The sequence below is a fragment of the Vreelandella glaciei genome, from assembly GCF_013415125.1.
Classification (GTDB): domain Bacteria; phylum Pseudomonadota; class Gammaproteobacteria; order Pseudomonadales; family Halomonadaceae; genus Vreelandella; species Vreelandella glaciei.
Genome location: NZ_JACCDE010000006.1, coordinates 49,116 through 68,377 on the forward strand (window position 1 = coordinate 49,116; position 19,262 = coordinate 68,377).

The 19,262-nt window shown below is 53.5% G+C and carries 18 protein-coding genes; 5 read left to right on the top strand and 13 right to left on the bottom strand.

Annotated features, from left to right (window positions below; genetic code table 11):
- Positions 1 to 193 precede the first annotated feature (193 nt).
- The 5 genes from HZS80_RS05880 to HZS80_RS05895 all read right to left on the bottom strand — a co-directional run bounded on the left by HZS80_RS05880 (position 194) and on the right by HZS80_RS05895 (position 5,362).
- Positions 194 to 2,677, bottom strand: a complete 2,484-nt coding sequence (locus HZS80_RS05880; RefSeq protein WP_179915428.1) for a VapE domain-containing protein — start codon at positions 2,675 to 2,677, stop codon at positions 194 to 196.
- Complete coding sequence (locus tag HZS80_RS05885) at positions 2,670 to 3,098, bottom strand: hypothetical protein (RefSeq protein WP_179915429.1); 429 nt, start codon at positions 3,096 to 3,098, stop codon at positions 2,670 to 2,672. Before HZS80_RS05885 ends, HZS80_RS05880 begins: the two co-directional genes overlap by 8 nt.
- Entirely contained in the window at positions 3,095 to 3,361 is a 267-nt protein-coding gene (locus HZS80_RS24070) for a helix-turn-helix transcriptional regulator (RefSeq protein ID WP_422822356.1), read from the bottom strand. The genes HZS80_RS05885 and HZS80_RS24070 overlap by 4 nt, the downstream gene beginning before the upstream one ends.
- Positions 3,362 to 3,446: 85 nt before the next feature.
- Positions 3,447 to 4,088, bottom strand: coding sequence for a hypothetical protein (locus HZS80_RS05890; protein ID WP_179915430.1), 642 nt, complete (start codon positions 4,086 to 4,088; stop codon positions 3,447 to 3,449).
- A complete protein-coding gene (locus HZS80_RS05895) occupies positions 4,085 to 5,362 on the bottom strand; it encodes a tyrosine-type recombinase/integrase (RefSeq protein WP_179915431.1) in 1,278 nt (425 codons plus the stop codon). The genes HZS80_RS05890 and HZS80_RS05895 overlap by 4 nt, the downstream gene beginning before the upstream one ends.
- Positions 5,363 to 5,840: 478 nt before the next feature.
- Between HZS80_RS05895 and nadB the strand changes: the two genes are divergently transcribed.
- Positions 5,841 to 7,448, top strand: a complete 1,608-nt coding sequence (gene nadB, locus HZS80_RS05900) for an L-aspartate oxidase (protein WP_035566623.1) — start codon at positions 5,841 to 5,843, stop codon at positions 7,446 to 7,448.
- Here the strand turns inward: nadB and HZS80_RS23395 are convergent.
- Entirely contained in the window at positions 7,445 to 7,873 is a 429-nt protein-coding gene (locus HZS80_RS23395) for a hypothetical protein (RefSeq protein WP_235272394.1), read from the bottom strand. The genes nadB and HZS80_RS23395 overlap by 4 nt on opposite strands.
- Entirely contained in the window at positions 7,833 to 8,126 is a 294-nt protein-coding gene (locus HZS80_RS05910; RefSeq protein WP_035566626.1) for an FAD assembly factor SdhE, read from the bottom strand. Before HZS80_RS05910 ends, HZS80_RS23395 begins: the two co-directional genes overlap by 41 nt.
- Positions 8,127 to 8,332: 206 nt before the next feature.
- On the opposite strand from HZS80_RS05910, the gene HZS80_RS05915 reads away from it, so the two are divergent.
- The 3 genes from HZS80_RS05915 (at position 8,333) to lapB (ending at position 10,239) form a co-directional block, all read left to right on the top strand.
- On the top strand, positions 8,333 to 8,629 hold the full coding sequence (locus HZS80_RS05915; protein WP_007113226.1) for an integration host factor subunit beta: 297 nt from the start codon (positions 8,333 to 8,335) through the stop codon (positions 8,627 to 8,629).
- Between the two features lie 98 nt (positions 8,630 to 8,727).
- Positions 8,728 to 9,033, top strand: a complete 306-nt coding sequence (locus tag HZS80_RS05920; RefSeq protein WP_035566630.1) for a lipopolysaccharide assembly protein LapA domain-containing protein — start codon at positions 8,728 to 8,730, stop codon at positions 9,031 to 9,033.
- A complete protein-coding gene (gene lapB / locus HZS80_RS05925; protein ID WP_035566633.1) occupies positions 9,034 to 10,239 on the top strand; it encodes a lipopolysaccharide assembly protein LapB in 1,206 nt (401 codons plus the stop codon).
- Between the two features lie 19 nt (positions 10,240 to 10,258).
- On the opposite strand, the gene pyrF is transcribed toward lapB, so the two are convergent.
- Positions 10,259 to 10,960 (bottom strand): orotidine-5'-phosphate decarboxylase, encoded by a 702-nt coding sequence (gene pyrF / locus HZS80_RS05930; protein WP_035566634.1) that lies wholly within the window; start codon positions 10,958 to 10,960, stop codon positions 10,259 to 10,261.
- A 281-nt stretch (positions 10,961 to 11,241) separates the two neighbouring features.
- Here pyrF and HZS80_RS05935 point away from each other — a divergent pair, with 281 nt between their 5' ends.
- Positions 11,242 to 11,523, top strand: a complete 282-nt coding sequence (locus HZS80_RS05935) for a ComEA family DNA-binding protein (RefSeq protein WP_179915432.1) — start codon at positions 11,242 to 11,244, stop codon at positions 11,521 to 11,523.
- A 79-nt stretch (positions 11,524 to 11,602) separates the two neighbouring features.
- Here the strand turns inward: HZS80_RS05935 and prpD are convergent, their stop codons facing one another.
- The 5 genes from prpD to prpB form a co-directional block, all read right to left on the bottom strand.
- Positions 11,603 to 13,099, bottom strand: coding sequence for a 2-methylcitrate dehydratase (gene prpD, locus HZS80_RS05940; protein ID WP_179915433.1), 1,497 nt, complete (start codon positions 13,097 to 13,099; stop codon positions 11,603 to 11,605).
- A 54-nt stretch (positions 13,100 to 13,153) separates the two neighbouring features.
- Positions 13,154 to 14,350, bottom strand: coding sequence for a 2-methylaconitate cis-trans isomerase PrpF (prpF, locus tag HZS80_RS05945; RefSeq protein ID WP_179915434.1), 1,197 nt, complete (start codon positions 14,348 to 14,350; stop codon positions 13,154 to 13,156).
- A gap of 111 nt (positions 14,351 to 14,461) precedes the next feature.
- The gene (acnD, locus tag HZS80_RS05950; RefSeq protein WP_179915435.1) at positions 14,462 to 17,071 is read right to left on the bottom strand and encodes a Fe/S-dependent 2-methylisocitrate dehydratase AcnD; all 2,610 of its coding nucleotides are present in this window, start codon (positions 17,069 to 17,071) and stop codon (positions 14,462 to 14,464) included.
- A 66-nt stretch (positions 17,072 to 17,137) separates the two neighbouring features.
- The gene (prpC, locus tag HZS80_RS05955; RefSeq protein ID WP_035566642.1) at positions 17,138 to 18,265 is read right to left on the bottom strand and encodes a bifunctional 2-methylcitrate synthase/citrate synthase; all 1,128 of its coding nucleotides are present in this window, start codon (positions 18,263 to 18,265) and stop codon (positions 17,138 to 17,140) included.
- A 74-nt stretch (positions 18,266 to 18,339) separates the two neighbouring features.
- Entirely contained in the window at positions 18,340 to 19,230 is an 891-nt protein-coding gene (gene prpB, locus HZS80_RS05960; RefSeq protein ID WP_179915436.1) for a methylisocitrate lyase, read from the bottom strand.
- Positions 19,231 to 19,262: the final 32 nt, after the last annotated feature.

The window sequence follows — 19,262 nt, forward strand, 5'->3', positions numbered from 1 at the left end:
TTTAGACCTACTTTGACCTACTCACTTCGCCAGAAACCTCACAACCACGGACTTTATGGCACGTAGGGCAGCTTGTAGGGCAACCCTAAATTCGAGCCTATGCCCTACCCTCCCCTACTCAAACCGCAATAAAAAACCCGGCACGACTGGCCGGGTGTGAGTGTCAAGGTGGTGGGCAACGTGTAGGGCGACTCTAACCTAGGCTGGCAAAGCCGCTTACCATAGGTTTAGGCACCATAAATTTTGTGACGCCATTAGACATCCGAGAATTACAACCGCGCTCACGTAGCACGGCACCAGCCTCCCTCGCCTGCGCATTGGTGGGTTTATCAAAGCCGATAGTTTTTAACACCTCGCTGGCTGTCCTTCTCTCCCAATAATTAGCAGGAGACTCCCAAGCCAGCCCTGTCTCTACCAGCTCGCGGATACTGCTAACGACTCGATGACCACGGTTAAGCTTTTCTAGCTCGGTTTCTTCATCACGAGTAAGCCACCATTTCTCGCCAGAGCGCCATAGCTCCACGACTTGCGCCCATACTTGTTGCATATCAATACCGTGTAGGGAATTGATACGCTCAACCGCTACTGTCCAAAAGCGAGTGTTGCCAGTTTCATCGACTAAAAATTGGCTATCGTTAACACTGGCAAAGAAGACGGTTCGGCGCTGATATTCAGACTCTAATCGGTCATACGGGCGACGAACCTTATCCATGTCGGCGGTGATAAACCCTTTAATACGAGCAACATCAGCCTTGCGGAAACTGCCATCTAATTCGCCCAGCTCCACCAGCCAATGCGTGATAGCGCCAAGCACAGAATCTTTATTAGCTGGGTCTAAAAGGTGATCCACTTTGATAGCCGTTTCTCTTAGCTGCACATCGCTAACAAGTGACTTGAGCCAATCTGATTTGCCGATAGATTGCGGCCCTTGTAGGGTCAACACGCCTCGGGTTCTAAAGCCTCGCGGCATTAGCGCGGCAGCTACGGCACTTATCAGCCAACGCCTAACTAATAAGTCACGCATTGAGGCAGGGTAGCCATCAGCGAGAACCAGGGTTTGATATAGCTGGGGCAAACGATCTTGACCATCCCATGTCGCGCCAGTGATCCAATCCGCTACGGGGTTATGCTGCCGCTCATCCGCGATGGTGGCAATAAACGCGGGGACTTGATCTGTAGGGATTTCATTCAGCTTGGCTAGGCTAATGACGCTACTCAAAGCGCTATTGTCAGCATTGTCGGGTGAACCGCTGGCACCTGGCACGATGACCTTCACTTTCTTGGCGATAACGTCATAACTGACCTGAATCCCATAATGATCTAGCATCGCCGCAATATTGGGGATGGTTTGCAGCGCCCTAACTGGTTCGCCTTCTTCATCCGTCACAATGTCGGGGAAAAAGTCGATCATCATTGGGCGAATATGGCGCTTTGCTTTGCTTACACCTTCGGGCTTCATGCTTGTTCGCTTCGCTTCTTTTGTTATTGCGCGAAGGTCACTGATATTTAGCCCTGTTGATTTTTTGATTGCCCTGAGTACCATCTCGCGCGTTAAACGCTCCATAGAACCAGCTTCCCTCGCCAAGTCTTTCACCTCATCCGGCGGGGTAAACTCATCCATATTTTGGGCATCAGTTAGCAATTCCATATAAGCGCGCTTTGGTGCTGGCAGTGAGCCACCATTAGCCTCTTCTGCGCGCTTTCTAGCCTCGGGCAGTGTGTAGCGCTCAACCCATCGTCGCGCGGCTGTGTGTGAGCCAGCGGAATGCTCAAGAGCAACAACATGAATCCCATGTTCGGGAGCAGTCAAAATGTCAGCGGTTTGGCTTTCACTAACACCAGCTTTCAATAATTCGATTGCCGCACCAAACAAACAATTTGAACGGTCTAAGCTTGGGTCTGCTATCCCGTACTTAATCCACTCTTCCACATGCTTCGGTAGCATTAGGCTATCAAGGTCTACCTTCTCCCTCGATGGTGGCTTTTCAGTTAAATCAGGCTGATCGGTTCGAGCTGTTTTAGGCTTTGTCGGCTTAGCTGAATCCAATGGAAAGTGCTTCTTACCCAATTCAGTTAAATCACGCTCCATAATTCTGCGCGGCGTTCCCTCCACATGATCGCCTGTAATAGTGAGAAAGCGCCCATCTTCGTAAAATTCTAAATCGTCACGGTTGCCTGTAAAGCCACCAAACGAACCAATGAAGATAAACCGATAGCCAGCCTGTCCAGGTGATACCTCCGCATAAGTATTCGCTGATAAGATAATTTCACGGGCGCGCTCTGACATTTCGCCGGTTTCGGGGTTACGGCTATGGTCTGGATCTCCACCGGCAATCCCATACTCCCGATTGGTGGCAATGCCTATACCCTGTAACCGATGTTGATTGGCATATTGAATAGCTTGTTCGGCAGTATCAAAAAAATCTAGGTTGCAGCGGGACACTCCATCCCCATCTTTCAAAGACCAACCTTTAGTCCTGCCATCCCTTGGTGATACCGGAACTTTTCCGGGCTTATCTCCCTCTTTTCTTGGCGGCTTAATCTTCCATGCACACCAGATAGGCAGGGATGTTAGCGGTACACCATCAATATCGCCTTGGGGCAATTCTTCAAGACTTGGAATATAGGGAGCATAAGGCTCCCTGTTGATAGCAACATCCAAAAGCGTATCAGCCATCTTTACGCCCTCCCTGCTTATCCTGCTCCATAAACATCGCGCAACGATCTTTAAAGCCTGGGTAACGCTTAAACAGCAGGGACATGGCATCTTGATTTAACCAATACCGCTTAACCCGGCGCGGCTCACCATTGAAATCAAATGTATCGTGAAACTCATCATCAATCGGCCAGTGATACTCAAGGCGCAAGTTAGAAATGCGTGTGCGGTAGTCAACAAGTGGTAGGCCGGTTTCAGCGTGATAACTGAATTGATCGACTTTCCTACCAGGGAGAAGGCAGCCTAAAACGGCACGGCAATGATTAGCGTAATTTCCATTTGCAGGAAACAGGGGACAGCGGCTATTATGGTTTTCGGAATACTTATCTTGAGCCTCGCAGCCGGTTGCAGCCGATGCGGGGTTTTTCTTTGGATCAATCATGAGCGCGCGCCTCCACTGGTAGAAGTGCGAGTGCTCTCATCTATCCAAGCAAGTACATCATCAGCGCGATACCGTACATGACGGCCTAGTTTGATGAATCTGGGGCCTTCACCAGCCCAGCGAGCGCGCTCACACCACGCTGTAGACTTGCCAAGATAGGCGGCAAGGTCGCGCTGGTTCATTAAGCGGGGAAGTATTACAGCGGACTCTGGGGGTAGTTGTCCGCCGTTGAAGTTAGTTGATTCTAAGTAAGTATCTTTCATTAGGGTATACCTGTTATTTGCTAAAAGGTATACCTATTTAATTGCATGTTTATCTTATCAGCATGGACAAAAATACCTCTTACCTTTATTTGGGAACATTGCTTTTTCTAAAATGAAGATCATTATCATCACTTAAAAAGTAAAAGGGGCCTTCCTTTTTCACATACTTAATGTGATCTCCCCAACGCTCCCAAATACCTTTGCAGTTTCTAGGATTTAGTGAAAAACCCAAACCTGTAACCATTCTTGCAACAATTTCTAGCCCATTATTTCTGTGCTCTGTCTCATCGTTTCTATATGGTGGAATGCCCGCATCACGCTCAAGCATGTAAACAGCAAGTGCTATTGGAAAATCTTTCGAAATATTCGCCCATGCGCTCTTTGTGGTAGGCTTGGGAAACTTATCAAGCAACACATCAGCAGCGAATAAACGCAACTCGGGGCATTCGAGACGGTTTTCTTTTAACAAAATACCTGCGAGCTTTTTAGCTGCCTCCCAAGCACACCGATCTTCCTTTGCTAATTTAACCAAATGAGCAGCGTGCTCCCCTGTAACTTCGTTAACAGAGTAACCTTTACCATCAGGGTATACAGTTCGAGTTCCGGCATTCCTAATGAAATAGTGAACAGCCATTTTTTCTGACTTTTCTTTGCTAAAGTCAGAAAGCTGTACGCGTAAATATTCCCTAACTCTATCAATGACCTGCACCTGATCATCAGTCATCATGCGCTAGCCCTCTTAAACTCAATCACCTGACCGCTAGGCTCCGGCTGCCCCTCTACCATGCGTTGAAGTTTCTCGAGGGCATCAAGCTTTTCATCAAAAAAGTTGTGGTGTTGATAGTGGCGTTGCTGAACCCCGCCAGTCCCGTGACTTAATAGCTGTCCTAATACGTCCGAACCTACTCGATAGGGTTTGGCTATCAGCCTCGTTTCTACAGTCGCACGTATAGAACCGGCAGTAAAATGCCCCTTTTCTAACTCCCCCGCCTTTCCCATATCGGTGCGTATGCGCTTCACAATGTCATTCAAAAAGACGTTATGAATAGGCTTTTCACCACCAGTGCAGGAGAAGACGTACTCCCCGCCTCCGGTGATGCGATCTATAGCGCTCAATGACTCGGGTAAAAGCGGGATTACGTGTATACGGGGTTCAGTACGACGCCCTTTGTAGTCCAGTATCTGCATACTAGGTGCATCACGATCTATATCGTGTAGCGTCACGCGGGTTAGCTGTTGCTGGCGCTGCCCTCCGGTCAAAACGTGCAGCATGGCAAGCGAGCGATGCGGCTCGGGCAAAGCTTTTACACGACGCCAATAAGCTCTGAACTCTGCGAGTGTTAGCGCTCTATCTTTGGCGTTGCTAGAACCTTTAACCTTTCGCATATCGCGTGCTGGATTGAAGGTAATGTTTAGCCTCCGCATAGATGCGGGCATGTTGACATCGCCACGAGCGTTGATTGCTTCACTAAATGCTGTGCGTATGTAAGAGCGTATTTTGTCGGCTTGGCGGGGTTTATCTTCATCTTTGAGACGGCCAACGATGCTCATGCAATCATCTAGCGTCATATTGGTGGCAGGCTTTCCCCATAGCTTCGGGAAAGCTTTTTCAATATCGCGTGCAATCTGGTTTTTGACATTGCGCGCTGACATTTTCCCTTGCTGCTCTAGCAATTCCACATAAGCACTCATTAAGTCGCCAAACGTGGCTGACTCCTGAGTCTTTTCTTTTGATGGGCTAGGGTCTTGGCCTAGCTCCATCATAGATTGAATGCGCTTGGCATCTTTGCGTGCTGCCTCGGCGGTAATACGCCCAAGCTTCCCGATGGTGATTTTCTTAATTTTGCCGTTCAGACGCCCTTGGTAGAAAAAGGCACGAGAGCCACCAGGAGAGACGCGGACGCCAAAACCAACAATATCGCTATCCCAATAAACGACTTGCTTATCTTCAACGGGCTGCAATTTCTCAACGACGGTTTTGGTTAGCTTTAGCTTACTCATTTCAGACAAGCCCCTAGCAAAATATGTATCTAATATGTAGCAGTCTTACTCAAAGCTACGCATACAACCTAGGGACTAATGATATGCAAGGCACTGTAATTTAGCAACTAATCTTGATACATAAAAGTTATTCAAAGACGTCAATAAGGACTTAAAATCTCTCGGGGGCAACCCCGTGCCGGTTCAAGTCCGGCTCCGGGCACCATTACCTATTGCTTCTCTACCTCTCCAGCCTCATCCCCTTTAAACGCTTAACTTCCTAGATTAGTTATCTTTACGCTGCCCTTTGCTGTGCTCTTTTGCGTGCCCGAACATTGCGCATTGACAGCCCGCACACCACTCATTTCTTACCTCAAAACATCGCTAAACGCCAAGTGGCACGCTATGATGCCTGCCTTCTAACTTTTTTGCGCTCGGCGAAGCTAGCGACGTTTAGGGTTGGTAATATTTCGGTCAGTATCAAGGGGGAGCGGGCGCTATGAGCACGCCAACATCCGATGTACTTATCATTGGCGGCGGCGTCGCTGGGCTAACCCTTGCCTTGGAAGTGGCTGATCAGCGGTCAGTGACGCTGGTTCGTCCTGCGCAAGACGACCAAGGCGCCAGCCGATGGGCGCAAGGGGGCATTGCCGCCGTTCTTTCGCCCGACGACGACCTAGAAGCCCATATTAACGATACCCTGATAGCTGGCGACGGTCTCTGTGATGTCGAGGCAGTACGCTTTACTGTCACCCACGGTCCAGCGGCTATTCAGTGGTTAATTGATCAGGGCGTCCCCTTTACGCCAGAAACCGACCCTGCCGCACGCTATCCGTATCACCTCACCCGTGAAGGCGGCCATAACGCACGGCGAATTATCCACGCGGATGACGCCACCGGTCGTGCTGTAGTGGACACACTATTAGACAGCGTTGCCCAGCACCCCAACATCACCCAGCGCAACGATCTAACCGTGGTTGGCTTGCTACAGGATGTCCACGGTACCTGCCACGGCGCCTATGGCAACGATACTAACCAACAGTGGCACTCCCTTACTGCGCGCCATACCGTATTGGCCACTGGCGGCGCAAGCGGCCTTTACCGTCACACCACCACGCCTGCCCCTAGCAGCGGCGAAGGCATGATGATGGCCGCAGAGCTGGGTGCTCGGTTAATGAATCTAGAGTTTCAACAGTTTCACCCCACCTGCCTATTTGACCCTGAAGGCCCGGCGTTTTTGATCAGTGAGGCGGTTCGTGGTGAAGGCGGACATTTGCTCAATGAGGCGGGAGAGCGTTTTATGCTGGCGCTAGATAAGCGCGCCGAGCTAGCCCCGAGAGATGTCGTCGCCCGCGCCATTGATGCTGAAATACAGCGCAGCTCTCTGGGCCACGTATGGTTGGATATTCGTCATTTAGGTGAAAAGGCAATTCACCATCACTTCCCCACTATTCAGGCGCACTGCGCCTCCCGGGGTATTGATATCACTCAGCAGGCTATTCCCGTAGTGCCTGCCGCCCACTATAGCTGCGGCGGTGTCGCCACCAACCTGCAAGGCGCCACCAACGTTGCCAACCTATATGCCATTGGCGAAACGGCCTGCACGGGCCTGCATGGCGCCAACCGTATGGCCAGCAACTCGCTATTAGAGTGTTTGGTATTTGCCCGCAGCTGTGCACAGGCGCTGTTAGCCGATGCGGAACAAAACGGCCTAACGACCAGCAGTAGCGAATTTCAGCCTCCGACCCCAGCTGCAGCCGCCACCTTCCCTAAAGCAGTACTTAGCGATATACGCCAACAGATGCGCACCACTATGAGTCAGCATGTCTCCATTGTGCGCAGCACCACCGGGCTAAGCACTGCTCTGGAGCACTTGAAGACACTGCTAAATAGCGTGGAAGAGATTCAGGGCGCTCTAAAAGCCCCGGAAGGGAAGCGCTTACACCAGACCTTACAGTTAGCACTATTGACCGTTATCGCCGCTCAGCAGCGCCATGAGTCACGCGGGCTACATTACTCCACCGACTGGCCCCACCAACGACCTCAAGCCATTGCCTCTGCGCTATCGATAAACGATTTAACAGACGCGTTAGAAAAAAACCGTTAGTGGCCCGGACGATGGAACAACTGCCTTACTTCACGCAGACTTTCTTGGGGCGCACTATCAGGACAGAGCCAAACCCGCTGCTTACCCACATAAAGCCCTACTAACCAGGGCCCTAAATAATCACAGCGCACCTGATGTGCTTCGCCAAGCACTTCGCCTTGCATGAGTGCGGCCTCTGTTGACTGTGGTTCGCGCAACCAACGGCCTTGAACTTGTGACGCCGTCGAGGTCAGCGAGAGCACGCCTTTGGGTTGATGAAGATAGCCGCGCCAAACAACGCCACCGCCTAACACAACTATCGCAACAGTTGCGGGTGTCCCCACGACCCAATAGCTTAGCGCCACTACCCCGACAAACAACCCACATTGGGCTAGCAGCCAAAATCTAGAGGGTACGATAGGCAGAATTATCGGTGGTTTCAGCATGCTCAACAATCATTTGTACGATACGCCGTTGGCTGGGCTCTTCAGGCCACTCACGATGCATCAGCCAGACAAACAGATCCTGGTCTTCACCTTCGATTAACTGCTGGTAAGCCAGTTGATCTGCTTCACTAATTTGATCAAAACGCTGCTCAAGAAACGGAATTAGCAGTAGATCAAGCTCCCACATACCGCGCCGGGAGTGCCAGTAAAGCCGCTTACGCAAAATGGCTGCAGGGGAATTGTCATCGTTCAACGTCAGCCGCTCCAATTACAAAAATGAAAGGCCAGTATACCTAAGCTACAGGGTCGCGCCAGCGCGCACCTTCGCCTATGCTGTTAATGAGTCTAGAACCTTGTTTTATCTGAATTGTTTTATGTTGAATTGAGCAGTATGCTGAATTCGATATTAGTGAGGTCGAAAGCGCGTTACGGCCTTCAATGTTCGCAGGGAGCTAACCGATGACTAAATCTGAATTAATCGAACAAATTGCGATGCGTCAGCCGGAGTTGTCCGCCAAAGATGTTGAAACGGCGGTGCGTATTATCCTGGACGATATGACGGATTCTCTTTCTAGCGGTGGTCGCGTTGAGATCCGTGGATTCGGCAGTTTTTCACTGCACTACCGGGAGCCGCGGGTAGGGCGCAATCCAAAAACAGGCGATGCAGTTGATCTGGAAGGCAAGTATGTGCCGCACTTCAAGCCTGGCAAGGAGCTACGCGAGCAGGTAGACGCTAGTCGCGCACTCGGCTATTAAGGGCGGCTATTGCGTTATCCGACCTTCTGCAGGATGACGTCGCCGCTCGAGTCGTACACAATAGCGCTACCGTGAACGTCACAGACTAGGAAACTCACATGCGTTGGATCAAAGGGCTTATTCTGGCCGTTATTTTGCTGATTGTAGTGCTGGTAGGTATTTTGTTTGCCGTTAACAATCAGCAAACGATTGCCTTGAACCTTATTTGGCTGGAGCTGCCAGCCGTATCACTCTCTGTTTGGTTATTGGCAACACTGGTGTTTGGTGTCTTGCTGGGCATGCTCGCCATGCTAGGCGTCTACGTACGATTAAAGGCAATCCTGGCCCGCAGTGAGCGACACAATAAGCAACAGCGTAAAGAGCTCGATAACCTGCGCACCCGGGAGTTTAAGGAACTGGCATAAATGCTGGATGTCGCGCTGCTAAGCGTACTATTGGTAGCCATTGCCATTGGTTACGGGTTAGGTTATCACCAAGCTGGACGCCGCCGACATCGTTCCCAACCGCCCGCGACCTCGTCGCAGGCGCTCTCCCGGGATTACTTTGTCGGGCTTAACTACCTGCTTAACGAGCAGCCCGACGAAGCGATCAATACCTTTATTAACGTGCTTGCGGTCAACAGCGAGACGGTTCACACCCATATCGCCCTCGGCAAACTGTTTCGCGCCCGCGGCGAGGCTGATAAAGCGGTGAGCATTCACCAAAACCTGCTAGCACGCCCCGCCCTTTCCCAGCACACCAACGAACAAATCCAGCTTGAGCTTGCCCGGGATTTTATGGCGCTTGGTGTTCATGACCGCGCACAGCGGCTACTCAATACGCTGCTGGAGCACAGCGGTGATGATGATCACCGCTATGCGGCGAAACAGCTGCTCATTGATTTATTAGAGCGCGAAAAAGCGTGGCAGCAAGCCCTCGACGTCATTCAGCCGCTGCTTAAACAGTATCCTAAGATGCGTCGTCCTGCGGCCCACTGGCTATGCGAGCTGGCGTTAGAGGAAATTAGCCAAGCCAGTCGACCACTGGCGAAAAAGCACCTCAAAAAAGCCCTGCAACTGGATGAAAACTGCGTTCGCGCCACCCTGCTACTGGCCGAATTAGAGATGGACAACGGGCACTATGACCGCGCGATTGAGCGATTAGATAACATCCCAGGGCAAGAGATAGCGCATATCCCCACCATGCTGCCCGCCCTCAAGCACGCCTATCTGCGCAATAATGACGAAGCTGGCTTTGAGGCTCATCTTTACCGGCTACTTGAGCAAGCGCCTTACACCAGTACGATTATTGCGCTAGGGCAGCTCGTGCATCAGCGTGAAGGGGTCGACAAAGCAATTGAGTTGATTGGCGAGCGATTGCGCGCCGTGCCGAGTTTAGGCGGGCTGGATTATTTGATTGATCTGTATATTGAAAGCCAGCGCCTGAGTGGAAAACCTTCCCCGGATACGCGCCTACTGCTACTAAAACATCATACCGATGCGCTGCTGCTTAACCGCACGCGTCATCGCTGCCAGCGCTGCGGCTTTGCCAGCGACGCGTTACAGTGGCAGTGCCCCAGTTGTCGCTTCTGGGGCACAATTAAGCCGGTCATTGGCGTTGAGGGCGAATAGTGCTCGCCAAGCACAGGTATCAGCGAGCCTCTAATTCCGCCTCAATCGCCTCAAGCGCTACCATGGGGTCGACAGCCTGAGTAACAGGGCGACCGATGACCAGGTGGCTACTTCCCGCCGCAATCGCCTCGCTGGGGCTCATCGTACGCTGCTGGTCATTAGCGACTGCAAAGCTTGGCCGAATACCGGGGGTCACTTTTAAGAACGACTCACCGCAAAGCATTTTGATCCGCGCAGACTCCTGGGCCGAGCAGACCACCCCTTGCAAACCACTCTGCTTCGCCAGCAGCGCTAAGTGCTCTACGTGCTCGGCCAGTGGGGCCCTGATACCTAACTCTGCCAAGTCCTCGGCCTGCATACTGGTCAATACGGTAACGGCGATTAAGTGAGTCGTTAGCGCGTGTTGATCCAAACGTTGCACAGCTGCCTCCATCATCCGGCGCCCGCCGCTGGCATGTACGTTGACCATCCACACACCCTGCTCCGCCGCCGCCTGCACTGCGCTGGCTACGGTATTGGGAATATCGTGAAATTTAAGATCCAGAAATACTTCAAACCCACGCCCATGCAGTGCCTCAAGTACCGCCGGGCCGCTGCGGGTAAACAGCTCTTTACCTACTTTCACACGGCATCGGGCGGGATCCAACTGATCAGCCATGCACAGCGCGGCGTCTAACGACGGGTAATCAAGGGCAATAATAATCGGGGAATCGGTGGCCACAACGTTGCTCCAAATACGTTTTGGTCATTATATCAGCCTCTCCCTACTCCTCGCGCCCCCCCGCATGCAAGCTGCATGTAAGCCATTTGCCATATCTCCGTCGTTAAAAACTTACAACTGCTGTCATAGATCTCTTACAGAAACACGTTTTCAATAAAGCTAAGTTAGTAAGGCATTGGCGTTTATCTTGCTCATTATTAACTTGGGCACATGTAAAAACCGCTACGCAACACCGCCTGTGCAATCCAAGCAACCTAACGTTATTAAAAGGATCATTGCAGATGAACATGAGATTTAAAGGGATATTGGCCGCACTACTGTTCAGCATTAGCTTAGGATTTTCCGGTGGCGTACTGGCCCAAGAAGTAGCCCCGATTAACGTCAATACTGCCGACGCTGAACTGCTAGCCGAACTACCGGGGATTGGCCCCAGCCGAGCCGACGCGATCATTGAAGAGCGCGAAACCAATGGCGCCTTTGAAAGCGCTGAAGAACTTGAGCGCGTCAATGGCATTGGGCCTGCCACCGTTGACCGCATGCGCGATCAAGTGATCTTTGAATAGCCTCATTGGAAAACAGTTCTTTCGGTAACCGCCACAATGCCCGGTGTGTATAAGCACCAGGCATTGTGGAAAGTGGGCTTTAAATCATCCACATATCCATAAATTTGTGTACTGGCAACGCTTCAAGCGTTGACTGCTGGCTGCATAGTTCGGCAATTGTTTGGCAACGAGTTGTCGGAAAGCGGGTTGCCAGATTGCGCTCAAACTTTTCAACCAATAGTGGCATCCCCTCTTCCCGACGACGTCGATGGCCTACCGGATACTCCACGACGACTTTATCGGTCGCACTTCCATCGCTAAAAAACACCTGCACTGCATTTGCAATGGAGCGCTGCTCAGGATCATGGTACGCCGCCGAATACTCGGCGTTTTCTTCTACCACCATCTTATTACGCAGTTCATCTATCAGCGGATGCTCCACGTGAAAGCTATCTTCATAGTGCTCAGCGGTAAGCGCACCAAAGATAAGCGGCACCGCGGTCATGTATTGCAGGCAGTGGTCGCGATCGGCAGGATTAGCGAGTGCGCCGGTTTTGGAAATAATCCGAATAGCCGAATCGTGGGTGGTGAGTACGATCTTATCGATCTCGGCTAAGCGATCCTTCACCTGTGGGTGGAGGGTCACGGCGGCTTCGCAGGCGGTCTGGGCGTGAAATTCAGCCGGGAAGGAGATCTTAAACAGTATGTTCTCCATCACGTAGCTGCCAAACTCACGCTGAAAGCGCAAGCGGCGCTCTGCTTCTGGCTTCAGGCTCAAATCTTTATTGGCGTGGCTAAACAGCACATCGTAGAAGCCCCATTGGGGCGCCGACAGCGCGCTGGGAATACCCATTTCACCGCGCAGGGCGATATTCGCTAAGCGCACGCCCCGAGAGGTGGCGTCCCCCGCGGCCCAGCTTTTCCGGGAACCCGCATTGGGCGCATGACGATAGGTGCGCAGGCTCTGGCCATCCACCCAGGCGTGGGAGAGCGCCGAAAGCAACTGCTCGCGATTGGCGCCCAACAGCTTAGCGGCCACGGCGGTAGAGGCAACTTTCACCAGCACCACGTGATCGAGGCCAACGCGATTGAAGCTATTCTCCAGCGCCAGCACGCCCTGAATCTCATGGGCCATAATCATGGCGTTGAGCACATCCCGCATCACCAGGGGCGCTTCGCCTTGAGCGACCCGTTGCTGGGAAAGATGGTCGGCAACGGCGAGTATCCCACCAAGATTATCGGAGGGGTGGCCCCACTCGGCGGCAAGCCAGGTGTCGTTATAATCCAGCCAGCGGATGACACAGCCTATATCCCACGCCGCTTTGACTGGATCAAGACGCAGCGAGGTACCCGGCACCCGCGCTCCAAACGGCACCACCGTGCCTTCTACTATCGGCCCAAGGTGCTTGGTACACTCCGGAAAGCGTAGTGCTAGCAGCCCACAGCCAAGTGTATCCATCAGGCAATAACGCGCAGTTTCCAGTGCCTCTTGAGATTCCACCTGATAGTTCAGGACATAATCGGCAATAGCCTGCAGCTCGGGATCGTAATCGGGCCGCTCGTTGGCCTCGGATGTGTCAGATGGTCTGGTAGACATAGCCCTCTCTCCTACTGTTGGATCACCCACTTAGTATGGCCCAAGGAAGGCTTCCTAAAAGCTGTCACCAGGAATTCTCACCAATCCTTCCATCAACACCCGGGCGCTGCGACTCATCACCGCCTGCTCGATATGCCACCGCCCGTCTACCAAGCTTGCTTCAGCGCCCACCCGCAGGCTGCCGGAGGGGTGCCCGAAGGTGACCTCGTTTCGCTTACTACCACCGGCGGCCAGATTCACTACTGTGCCCTCAATGGCTGCTGCGGCAGCAATGGCGACGGCGGCGGTGCCCATCATGGCGTGGTGCAATTTGCCCATAGAGAGCGCTCGCACCAGCAGATCGATATCAGACGCCTGTACGTTTTTACCGCTCGATGATACGTAATCCGCTGGCGGCGCTACGAAAGCGACTTTGGGAGTGTGCTGTCGTTTACCCGCCTCGCTGACATCACTGATCAGCCCCATAAGCACAGCGCCATGGGCACGAATGGTTTCAAACATCTCAAGCGCCCGGCTGTCGCCATTGATGGCGTCCTGCAGCTCGGCGCCGGTATAGCCAATGTCGGTAGCGTTAATAAACACGGTGGGAATACCGGCATTAATCAGAGTGGCTTTCAATATCCCCACGCCGGGCACATCCAGCTGGTCAATAAGATTACCGGTAGGAAAAATGGCCCCCTCACCATCGGCCGGATCCATAAAGGCCACCGGAATCTCGGCGGCAGGAAAGGTCACCCCATCCAGCTCAAAGTCGCCGGTCTCCTGCACTTCGCCATTGACGATAGGCACCCGAGACACGATGGTTTTATGGATATTTACCTGCCAAATGCGTACCTCGACCACGCCGTTTTCAGGGATACGCTCAGGATGGATCAGACCATTGGTAATTGCGAAAGGGCCGACCGCCGCGGAGAGGTTGCCGCAATTACCGCTCCAATCCACATAGGGCTTGTCGATGGAGACCTGACCGAACAGGTAATCCACATCGTGTTCTGCCGACTCACTTTCAGACAGAATCACCGTCTTGCTGGTACTTGAAGTGGCGCCCCCCATACCATCAATCTGCTTTTCGTAAGGGTCAGGGCTACCGATGACACGCAGTAGCAACTGATCCCGCGCTACGCCCGGCTGCTGGGCCGCTTCGGGTAGATCGTTGAGCTTAAAAAATACGCCCTTACTGGTGCCGCCGCGCATATAGGTGGCAGGGATCTTTATCTGCGGCACATGTTTGTTTTGAACTGACTCGCTCATTGTTACCACTCCTAACAATAACCCGGTGTTCTAAGCCTGATTCGAAAAGCTAGGTTCGAAAAGCTAGGTTCGAAAAGCTAAAGACACCGGGTTCTTTTGGCCAGATACGGTTTAAGCTGCCGACGATTCGAGGAAGTCCTGGGCGAAACGCTGCAGTACGCCACCAGCGGTGTAAATTGATACTTCCTCGGCGGTATCCAAACGGCACTTCATCGCGACGCGCTCGCTGTCTCCGCTTTGGCGATGGATTACCAGCGTGAGCATGGCTCCTGGCGAAACGGCGCCTTCGACATCAAAGGTTTCGGTGCCATCCAGACCGAGTGTCATGCGCGTAGTGCCCGGTTCAAACTCCAACGGCATCACCCCCATACCGATCAGGTTGGTGCGGTGAATACGCTCAAAGCCTTCGGCGGCGATTGCTTCAACGCCTGCCAGTGCCACCCCTTTGGCCGCCCAGTCCCGTGAAGAGCCCTGGCCGTAATCCGCCCCGGCAATAATGATCAGCGGCTGCTTACGCGCCATATAGGTTTCAATCGCTTCCCACATGCGGGTCACTTCGCCTTCCGGCTCTACCCGCGCCAACGACCCCTGTTTTACCTTGCCGTCAGCGTCGCGCACCATTTCGTTGAACAACTTCGGGTTGGCGAAGGTGGCGCGCTGGGCGGTAAGGTGGTCGCCGCGGTGGGTGGCGTAAGAGTTGAAGTCTTCTTCCGGCAGGCCCATTTTTGCCAGGTACTCACCCGCCGCACTGTTCAACTGAATCGCGTTGGAGGGCGACAAGTGATCGGTGGTGATATTGTCGGGCAGTATCGCCAGTGGCCGCATACCTTTTAGGGTGCGCACCTTGGCCATATTGCCCTCCCAGTAAGGCGGGCGACGGATATAGGTACTTTGCGGCCGCCAGTCATATAGCGGGCTGACCTGAGCGCGGGCACTCTTGTCCAGATCGAACATGGGAATATAGGTCTGGCGGAACTGCTCCGGCTTCACCGACGATTTAACAATCGCATCGATCTCTTCATCCGCTGGCCAGATATCCTTCAACGTGACGGGGTTCCCCGCCTGATCCACGCCCAGGACGTCTTTTTCGATATCGAAACGGATCGTGCCCGCAATCGCGTAGGCGACCACCAACGGCGGTGACGCCAAAAAGGCCTGCTGGGCGTGGGGATGGATACGACCGTCGAAGTTACGGTTGCCGGAAAGCACGGCGGTCGCATAGAGATCGCGCTCAATAATCTCCTGCTGGATTTTTGGATCCAGCGCCCCGGACATACCGTTACAGGTAGTGCAGGCGTAGGCGACGACACCGAAGCCGAGGTTTTCCAGCTCGCCCATCAACCCGGCTTCTTCAAGATACATTTTGACGGTTTTTGAGCCCGGCGCCAGCGACGACTTCACCCAGGGCTTGCGCAGCAAACCCAGCCGGTTAGCGTTACGGGCAATTAGCCCGGCGGCGACCATATTGCGTGGGTTAGAGGTATTGGTGCAGCTGGTAATGGCGGCGATGATAACCGCGCCATCGGGCATTTTACCTGCTTTCTCTTCCGCCTGTGCTGCCTCAAGCCCTACCGCAATACCGCGCTGGGCGAGCTCTGAAGTAGGCAAATGGGCATGGGGATTGGAAGGCCCGGCCAAGGTGCGCGTCACCGATGAGAGGTCAAAGGTCAGTACTCGCTCATACTCAACCTCGGTCAAGCTATCTGCCCACAGGCCGGTGTGCTTGGCGTAGGTTTCCACCAGCGCCACCTGCTCATCTTCACGGCCGGTAATTTTCAGGTAATCGATGGTTTGGCCATCGATGTAGAACATCGCCGCAGTCGCGCCGTACTCGGGCGTCATATTGGAGATAGTGGCGCGATCACCCACGGTGAGCGCGTCGGCACCTTCGCCATAAAACTCCAGGTAAGCGCCCACTACCCGCTCTTTACGCAGGAACTCGGTAATCGCCAGCACCATATCGGTACCGGTAATCCCTGGCTGTAGCTTGCCGGTCAGCTCCACGCCGACGATATCCGGCAGGCGCATCATGGAAGCGCGGCCTAGCATGACGCTTTCGGCCTCCAGGCCCCCCACGCCTACTGAAATCACGCCGAGTGCATCCACCATGGGCGTATGGCTATCGGTGCCTACACAGGTATCCGGGTAGGCAATGCCGTCGCGGTTCTGTACCACCGGCGACATCTTCTCCAGATTGATCTGGTGCATGATGCCGTTGCCGGGGGGGATTACATCGACGTTCTCAAAGGCCGTTTTAGTCCAGTTGATAAAATGGAAGCGGTCATCGTTACGACGATCTTCAATGGCACGGTTTTTTTCGAAGGCACCCTCTTCCGATCCTGCGTGCTCTACCGCCAATGAGTGATCGACGATTAGCTGGGTGGGCACGACAGGATTAACCTTGGCGGGGTCGCCGCCCTTCTCGGCAATAGCGTCGCGCAGTCCGGCCAAATCAACCAGTGCGGTCTGGCCGAGGATATCGTGACAGACGACACGTGCCGGGTACCAAGGAAAATCCAGGTCGCTCCTGCGCTCGATCAGCTGTTTCAGCGCATCAGTGAGCAGGTCAGGATCGCAGCGGCGCACCAACTGCTCAGCCAGCACACGCGAGGTATAGGGCAGCTTCGCATAGGCACCGGGCTGGATATCTTCCACCGCCTCGCGAGCATCAAAAAACTCAAGCGCTGTGCCAGGCAGGGGTTTACGGTATTGGGTATTCATAGCAGACAGACTCACAAGAAGGGGCTGAAAAAAGCCCGGTGTCCAAGTCACCGGGCAGCAAGCGGTTCAGTCTCGCGCTTCTATCGGCACCCACTCGCTCTTCTCAGGGCCAGTGTAATCGGCGCTAGGGCGAATAATGCGGTTATTGGCGCGCTGCTCAAATACGTGCGCCGCCCAGCCGGTCAGCCGTGACATAACAAAAATCGGCGTAAACAGCTTGGTAGGTATATCCATAAAGTGATAAGCGCTGGCGTGGAAAAAGTCTGCGTTACAGAACAGCTTCTTCTCACGCCACATAACCGCTTCGACCCGTTCAGAAACCGGGTAAAGCACCTTATCGCCCACATCGTCAGAGAGCTTCTTAGACCAATGCTTGATAATCGCGTTGCGCGGGTCGGACTCGCGATAAATCGCATGCCCAAAGCCCATGATTTTATCCTTACGCTCCAGCATGCCCAGGATTTTGCTTTCTGCTTCTTCCGGCGACTGCCAATCCTCGATCATCGCCATGGCCGCTTCGTTGGCACCGCCATGCAGTGGGCCGCGCAGCGACCCAATCGCACCGGTCACGCAGGAGTGCATATCGGAAAGCGTGGAGGCACACACCCTTGCGGTAAAGGTAGAGGCGTTGAACTCATGCTCGGCGTAAAGAATCAGCGATACGTTCATAACCCGCGCATGCAGTTCAGAGGCGGGCTCGCCGCGCAGCATATTAAGGAAATGCCCGCCTACTGAGTCATCATCCGTTTCGGTGTCGATGCGTACGCCGTCGTGGGAAAAGCGGTACCAGTAGCAAATAATCGACGGCAGCACCGCCAGCAGCCGATCCGCAACGTCTTGTTGTTGATCAAAATTTTCCTCGGTTTCCAGATTGCCCAACATTGAGGTGCCGGTGCGCATGACATCCATCGGATGGGCATCTTTGGGAATCTGCTCAAGCACCGTTTTCAGCGCATCGGGCAAACCGCGCAGGCTTTTGAGCTTGCTGATGTAGTGATCTAATTCGCCCTGGTTGGGCAGCTTGCCTTTTAACAGCAGGTAAGCGACCTCTTCGAATTTGGCTTTTTCGGCGAGCTCTTTGATATCGAAGCCACGGTAGGTCAGGCCTGAACCTGTTTTGCCTACCGTACACAGCGCGGTGGATCCGGCGCTCTGGCCACGTAGTCCTGCACCTGTTACGGGTTTATCAGCCATGGTGTGTCTCCTAACTCTGCTTTATTTTAAATTGTGTTTTTCAAATATGGTCGTTCATTAAGCTGGCGCTTGGTTTACTGGTCATCGCCTTTCTCGGCAAACAGCGCGTCCAGCTTCTGCTCAAAGTCGTGGTAGTTCAGGAAGTCGTAGAGCTCGTCGCGGGTTTGCATCAGCGGTACAACGTCTTTTTGGTGGCCGTTGTCGAGGATGCTTTGATAGACCTGCAGTGCCGCGGCGTTCATAGCGCGGAAGGCCGAGAGCGGGTAAAGCACCATGCGGCAGCCAACGTCGCCAAGCTCCGTTTGAGTAAATAGCGGTGTAGCGCCGAACTCGGTAATATTGGCCAAAATGGGCGCGTTGACCCTTTCGCAAAAGGCTTTGTAATCATCCAGCGTGTGAACGGCTTCGGCGAAGATGGCATCTGCCCCGGCTTCCACGCAGGCGTTGGCCCGCTCAATGGCCGCATCAAGGCCCTCTTTTTGAAATGCATCGGTGCGGGCAATCAAATAGAAGTCGGGGTCAATCTTGGCATCGGCGGCGGCTTTGATACGGTCGACCATCTCCTGCTGGGAGACAATTGCCTTATTGGGGCGATGGCCGCAGCGTTTTTGCGCGACTTGGTCTTCCATATGCACCGCGGCGACGCCAGCCCGCTGCATCTCTTTCACGGTGCGGGCGATATTAAAGGCACCACCCCAACCGGTATCGATATCCACCAGCAGCGGCAGCTCGGTGGCGCCGCAAATGCGGTGGGCATCTCCCACCACATCATTCATGGTCGTCATGCCCAGATCCGGCAAGCCGAACGATGCATTGGCGACACCGCCACCGGAAAGGTAAATAGCCTGGTGACCGACTTTTTCTGCCATCAGCGCTGTATAGGCATTGATGGTGCCGAGTATCGGCAGCGGACGATTCGCTTCTAGCGCGGCCCGAAAGCGGGCGCCGGGAGTCATCTGGGACATGAGGAGCTTCTCCTGTTGTTAATTTTTAGTTA

What these genes read in the sequence shown, in the direction of transcription:
- prpB (WP_179915436.1), bottom strand. Translation starts at nt 19,230, where the DNA reads ATGTCCCAGATGACTCCCGGCGCCCGCTTTCGGGCCGCGCTAGAAGCG.
- HZS80_RS05895 (WP_179915431.1), bottom strand. Translation starts at nt 5,362, where the DNA reads ATGAGTAAGCTAAAGCTAACCAAAACCGTCGTTGAGAAATTGCAGCCC.
- HZS80_RS24070 (WP_422822356.1), bottom strand. Translation starts at nt 3,361, where the DNA reads ATGAAAGATACTTACTTAGAATCAACTAACTTCAACGGCGGACAACTA.
- HZS80_RS23395 (WP_235272394.1), bottom strand. Translation starts at nt 7,873, where the DNA reads ATGCTGAAACCACCGATAATTCTGCCTATCGTACCCTCTAGATTTTGG.
- HZS80_RS05915 (WP_007113226.1), top strand. Translation starts at nt 8,333, where the DNA reads ATGACTAAATCTGAATTAATCGAACAAATTGCGATGCGTCAGCCGGAG.
- HZS80_RS05880 (WP_179915428.1), bottom strand. Translation starts at nt 2,677, where the DNA reads ATGGCTGATACGCTTTTGGATGTTGCTATCAACAGGGAGCCTTATGCT.
- lapB (WP_035566633.1), top strand. Translation starts at nt 9,034, where the DNA reads ATGCTGGATGTCGCGCTGCTAAGCGTACTATTGGTAGCCATTGCCATT.
- HZS80_RS05890 (WP_179915430.1), bottom strand. Translation starts at nt 4,088, where the DNA reads ATGATGACTGATGATCAGGTGCAGGTCATTGATAGAGTTAGGGAATAT.
- HZS80_RS05920 (WP_035566630.1), top strand. Translation starts at nt 8,728, where the DNA reads ATGCGTTGGATCAAAGGGCTTATTCTGGCCGTTATTTTGCTGATTGTA.
- prpC (WP_035566642.1), bottom strand. Translation starts at nt 18,265, where the DNA reads ATGGCTGATAAACCCGTAACAGGTGCAGGACTACGTGGCCAGAGCGCC.
- HZS80_RS05935 (WP_179915432.1), top strand. Translation starts at nt 11,242, where the DNA reads ATGAACATGAGATTTAAAGGGATATTGGCCGCACTACTGTTCAGCATT.
- HZS80_RS05885 (WP_179915429.1), bottom strand. Translation starts at nt 3,098, where the DNA reads ATGATTGATCCAAAGAAAAACCCCGCATCGGCTGCAACCGGCTGCGAG.
- nadB (WP_035566623.1), top strand. Translation starts at nt 5,841, where the DNA reads ATGAGCACGCCAACATCCGATGTACTTATCATTGGCGGCGGCGTCGCT.
- prpF (WP_179915434.1), bottom strand. Translation starts at nt 14,350, where the DNA reads ATGAGCGAGTCAGTTCAAAACAAACATGTGCCGCAGATAAAGATCCCT.
- acnD (WP_179915435.1), bottom strand. Translation starts at nt 17,071, where the DNA reads ATGAATACCCAATACCGTAAACCCCTGCCTGGCACAGCGCTTGAGTTT.
- prpD (WP_179915433.1), bottom strand. Translation starts at nt 13,099, where the DNA reads ATGTCTACCAGACCATCTGACACATCCGAGGCCAACGAGCGGCCCGAT.